Raw genomic sequence first — 3,866 nt, 5'->3', positions numbered from 1 at the left:
CTGGTAGGACGCTCCCGGCGCTCCGAACGGCGCCGCCTGCTCCCCGTGGGCCGCAGGCTCGGCGGGCGGCGCTCCCTGGCCGTGCGCGCCGGGCACGACGAGCCGCCCGTCCGAACCGAACTCCGCGCGCGCGGTGCGCTGGTCCGGCGGCTGGGCGCCCCACTGCTGCCCCTGTGCGGCGGGCTGCCGCCCCTCGGAGCCGGGCGGGACGGGCTGGGCCCCCCACCCGGGCGCGGAAGGCTGTGCCGCCTCCTGACCGGGTTGGCCGGGTTGGCCGGGCTGCGCTCCCCAGCCGGGCGCGGGCGCCTGCGCCGCCTCCTGGCCGGGCCGGCCAGGCTGGGCTCCCCAGCCGGGCGCGGGGGGCTGCGCGGCCTCCTGTCCGGGCTGGACCGGCGGCGCTCCCCACTGCTGCTGCGGAGGCTGTGCTCCCCACTGCTGGGGCGGGGGCGGCGGGACGGCGGCCGGGGTGGTGGCGGTGGCCCGCTCCAGCCCGATCAGCTCGGCCAGCACCGCGACCGGCGCGGGGAAGCCGCGCGGCCGGGCCGGGATGCCGCCGCCCAGGCGGCACCAGGACAGCGCCACCGAGAAGAGGACGGCCAGCAGCTCCTCGCGGTTGCCCGCGGTGCCGTCGCGCAGCTGCTGCGGCAGCCGCTGGTCGATCGGCCAGAACCTGCGGCGCAGCGGGTGGCCCGGCTGGGAGATCATCGCCTGGACGGTGAAGCGGATCTCCGGGTCGAGCCAGCGGGTGACCTCGGTGACGACGTCCTGCCGGACGATCGCCAGGTCGGTGGCGAGCATCGAGGCCGCGATCAGCCGGGGCTCCACGAACGCGGGGTCGCCCGGCTCGCCCGCGGCCGGCACCAGGCATCCGGCCAGGTCGTAGAAGAGGTGCCGGAACCCGTCGCCCGGCGAGCTCTCGGCGCGCAGCCCGGGGCTGAGGTTCGGCGGGCAGCGGGTGATCCACAGCTGGGCGACGGCGGCGTCGCCGTGCGGCAGCGCCCCGTAGTCCTGCTGGGGATCGGACAGCGTGACGTTGAGGATGGCCAGCAGCGCGTCGGCGCGGGCGGTGAACCGCGGCTCGTCGCGCAGCGCGGAGGCCGTCGCCCACATGGTGCGCAGGATGACGACGGCCGCCTGGACGTTGTGCGCGCGCAGCCGCTCGACGTACAGGGAGACGAGCTCCTCCAGCGTCGGCGGGGTCAGCCAGCGCGGCCCCTCGATGCGGGGCAGCGGGGCGACGCGGTAGGGCTCCCACAGGGCCAGGAGGTCGGCGTCCCGCTGGGCGTCGAAGACGGGGGCCGAGGCGCACCAGAGCATGACGCCCCAGCAGGCCGCGACCGTGTTGGGGACCTCGGGGGAGAAGTCGGCCAGCCAGCGCGGGGTGTTCTCGGCCGGCTTGGGGAAGTCGGAGGCGGGCAGCGCCGCGGCCGACTCCACGGTGGCCCGGACCCGCCCGGTCAGCTGCGACAGGTCGGCGCCGACGAACGGCAGCGCGGCGGGCGAGGAGACGTTGAAGTCGGGGCCGAGCGGGACGACGTGCGGGGGCAGCCCCGCCGAGGGCGCCGCGGTCCTGCCCGAACGCCGGACGACCGTGGCGTACGGCGGCGGGCACAGGTACCACTGCGTGTCGCCCGGGTGCTTGCGGTACCAGCGCGCCCACGCCCCGAACAGCCACTGGGTGGCGTCGGGCAGCTCGATGACATGGCCCGCGAGGGCGTGCTCGCGCTGCCCGGCCCGCGCGGTGGGCCACCAGCCCGCGGAGACCACCGCCCTGATCTCGCGCTCCGCGGCGCTGAACAGGTCTTCTCGCCGAGAATCACCCGGTCCTGGTCCCCATGCCACTCGCACATCGTAATTGACCGCCTTGTTCAATGGTCCGGCTGTTCCCGGAAAGCCGGACCATTGATCATTTCCAGTCGGCGCCGCGGTGCTGTTCCGCCTTCTCCACGTACACGCTGGAGGTGAATTTCAGCCCGGCGAGGTCGTCGTCGTTCAGTTCCCGCACCACCTTGGCCGGAGCGCCCGCGACCAGCACCCCGGAGGGGAACTTCTTGCCGGGGGTGACCAGCGCACCCGCCGCCACCAGGGTGCGGGCCCCGATCCGCGCGCCGTTGAGCACGATCGCGCCGATGCCGATGAGCGCGCCGGTCTCGACGTACGCGCCGTGGACCATCGCCTTGTGCCCGAGCGAGACCCCGTCCTCCAGAACGGCGGGCAGCCCGGGGTCGGAGTGCATGCAGGACAGGTCCTGGATGTTGCACTCGTCTCCGACGACGACCTCCTCGGCGTCGGCCCGCAGGACCGAGCCGTACCAGACACTGGAGTCGCGGCCGAGGGTCACCTTCCCGACCACCACGGCGCCCGGGGCGATCCATGCGGTGGGGTGAATTCGAGGCTGGTATGCGCCGAGTGCGCCCAAGAACGTCATGAACCGTATTCTGTCTGTTCAGGGCGGAGGAGTCTCCGCCGGGCCCGCCCGGACCGGAGACGATTCCACCCCCCTCCCCCCGGTACCCGCAGGAAGGAAGCCTCCGCCTGACATAACCGGAAGACCCGTCTATACGGGCGAGAAAACGGGGTGAACAGCGGCCAATTCTCGCGAGAACCGTCGTTCCGGTTGCGCGATCGGGCCGGACCGGACCAGAGTCGGGTCGACGTCCCGCAATCAGGGGTGCACCCCAGCCCCTCCTGAAACATCAGCAGCCCCCCGGTCACGGGGCCGACCCCCTTAGGCACCATGAGCAACGAAGCAGAGATCCTTCCCAATCTCCTCAAAGAAGAACAGTTCGAGATCGTGATGCGCGGCTACAACCGCCGTCAGGTCGACGAAATGATCATCCGCTACCAGAACCAGATCCGGGACCTCGAGGCCCGGCTCCAGCGGGCCCTGGACGACGTGGAGCGCACCCGCCGGGAGATGGTGGAGGTGCGCGAGGCGCGCCGCCCCACCGGGGACGATCTCAGCGAGCGGCTCCGCCAGATCATCAACCTGGCCGAGGACGAGGCGAAGGAGAAGATCGCCGACGCCGAGCGCGCCGGACAGCAGATCCGCCACGACGCCGAGCGCGAGTCCAAGCGCATCATCGACGACTCCCGGGGCCAGGCCGAGCGGGATGTCGCCGCCGCGCAGGAGAAGGCGTCCCAGGTGCTCAACGCCGCCAAGAACGAGTCCGAGAAGGTGCTGACGGCCGCGAAGCACGAGGCCGAGCAGACCGTGACCGGGGCGCGGCTGGAGGCCGAGCGCACCCTCACCCAGGCCGAGCGCCGCTCCACCGTCATCAACGAGGACGCCACCGAGCGCCTGGATCACGTCACCAAGAACCACTCCAACGCCCTGCAGCGGCTCACCGAGATCAGCCACACCCTCAGCGCCCTGCTCCGCGCCGAGAACGAGGCCGGCCCGCTGGAGAAGATGGTCGAGGAGGCGGCCGGCAAACTGCCGACGCGCAAGCACGCCCGCCCCGCCTCCGCCCCCGCGGCGGCCGGCTCCGGCCCGTCCTCCCCCGCTTCGCCGGTGTCGGCGTCCCCGTCGCCCGCGCCGTCCGCGTCGCCGTCCCCGTCGTCGCCTTCGGCACCGTCCTCGATCTCCTCGACGGCGCTGTCCTCCTCGGGGTCCTCGACGCTGACGGCCCCCTCCACGCCGTCGGTCCCCTCTGCTCCGTCGTCCTCCCTGTCCGCCTCCGGCGTCCCCGGGACGGCGAACGCCTCCGCCGAGCCGGTCAAGCCGGTGAAGCCGCTGAGCGCCGCCCCGTCCTCCGCCTACGGCACCGACGACGAGCCCGCCCCGGCCCAGATCCCGGCCCCGCACCCCCACCAGGGCGACCCCGCGATCTGACGTCCCTCCCGCGAAGGCGGCCTCCCCCCTG

At 73.7% G+C, this 3,866-nt stretch carries 3 protein-coding genes; 1 reads left to right on the top strand and 2 read right to left on the bottom strand.

The window, feature by feature from the left end; all coding sequences use genetic code 11:
- Positions 1–1,842 (bottom strand): hypothetical protein (locus ABD327_RS18895; protein WP_344451799.1); only part of this gene is annotated, 1,842 nt, incomplete at its 3' end.
- A 64-nt stretch (positions 1,843–1,906) separates the two neighbouring features.
- Complete coding sequence (locus ABD327_RS18890; protein ID WP_344451798.1) at positions 1,907–2,428, bottom strand: gamma carbonic anhydrase family protein; 522 nt, start codon at positions 2,426–2,428, stop codon at positions 1,907–1,909.
- Between the two features lie 309 nt (positions 2,429–2,737).
- Between ABD327_RS18890 and ABD327_RS18885 the strand changes: the two genes are divergently transcribed.
- Positions 2,738–3,835, top strand: coding sequence for a DivIVA domain-containing protein (locus ABD327_RS18885; protein ID WP_344451797.1), 1,098 nt, complete (start codon positions 2,738–2,740; stop codon positions 3,833–3,835).
- Positions 3,836–3,866: the final 31 nt, after the last annotated feature.

Source organism: Actinocorallia aurantiaca (genome assembly GCF_039533685.1).
In the GTDB taxonomy this organism is placed as follows: Bacteria; Actinomycetota; Actinomycetes; order Streptosporangiales; family Streptosporangiaceae; genus Actinocorallia; species Actinocorallia aurantiaca.
The sequence above is the reverse complement of the archived record's forward strand: the minus strand, read 5'-3'. Positions and strand labels throughout refer to the sequence as shown.